Source organism: Butyricicoccus sp. (assembly GCF_050872565.1).
In the GTDB taxonomy this organism is placed as follows: Bacteria; Bacillota; Clostridia; order Oscillospirales; family Butyricicoccaceae; genus Butyricicoccus_A.
The window spans coordinates 1-1,071 of the sequence record NZ_JBNMHC010000524.1; the positions used below are offsets into that span (position 1 = coordinate 1).

General features: G+C 54.7%; 1 protein-coding gene. It reads right to left on the reverse strand.

All coding sequences use genetic code 11. The annotated features are described in order from the left end of the window. Nucleotides 1-66 precede the first annotated feature (66 nt). On the reverse strand, nucleotides 67-1,071 hold a 1,005-nt coding region (locus ACR0P9_RS13090; protein ID WP_432620842.1), incomplete at its 5' end, for a PD-(D/E)XK nuclease family protein.

Consider the following 1,071-nt stretch of genomic DNA (forward strand, 5'->3'; position numbering starts at 1 on the left):
AACACGGTTCCGTCCGTATTTCCTCAAGGATTATATCATAGCCTGCCATAGAATGCAAGCGTTTTCTCATAGATTGAGCCAAATTGTCTGACGACTGCTGAGGAAATACAGAGCACAGCCCGTGACCGGCTTGCCAAACACGGTTTCCGCCGCACGTTTATAGGCAGACAGCTGGGCGCGATAGGTTTCTGCTCGCTGCGCGGCAAATTGTTTGGACACGCGGTCGGTCTTGAAGTCGATAACCGTCAATCCCTGTTCGGTCTCCAATAGGCAGTCAATGACGCCCTGCATGAGCAGCTGTTCGTCAAATCCCTTGGCCTCTTCGTAATAGTCCTGTGCCGGAACCAAAATTGAGAACTTAAACTCCCGCCGCACCGTTGCCCGTCCAAACTGTGCGTACAAATCCGAGGAGAAAAACGCCTCTATTTGTCTCAAGTCAATCGCATCTGCCTGCTCTGGGCTGAGAATGCGCTTGTCACGCAACCGCATCAGCTCTTGTGCTCTGCCCTCTGCGGTTTCGCACCGCGCGAAATCACAGAACTGTAAAAACAAGTGATGTGCCGTGCCGATCTCTGACGGCGTCAGACCTCGCGCTTCCCGCTCAAAGAACGGACGGCGCAATTCTGCCTGCTGTTTTGGCGCTTCTGTCTGCTCTCCCGCCTCTGCCGCCTGAAATGACGCTGTAATGGCAGTCGCTGTCAGCTTGGACGGCAGGTCACGCAGGACATCCGCCGCATACAGCTTCAGCTCCGGCGCCTGTATTTCTTCCTGTTCCACAAACTGACCGTTTTCCTGTTCTGTCTGCTCGTCATCCTGTCTCTGATACGGAATCATACGGACGGTAAAGCAGTCCGGCGCGTTGGTATCCAGTGCAGGCAATCGGTGCAGCAGCTCACGCAGCGGCAGTGCCTGCGGATGCCGGAGCAGTGAAACCGCCATCCACAGTGCGTATTGATTGGCACCGGACAACGCATACGGCGGAATCGGATCTAAGACAGAAATCGCCGCCCATTTTTCCAGCTTGCTCTGTACGTCACGCATGGCCGCTGTGCAGATGAGTTTTTCTTTGGC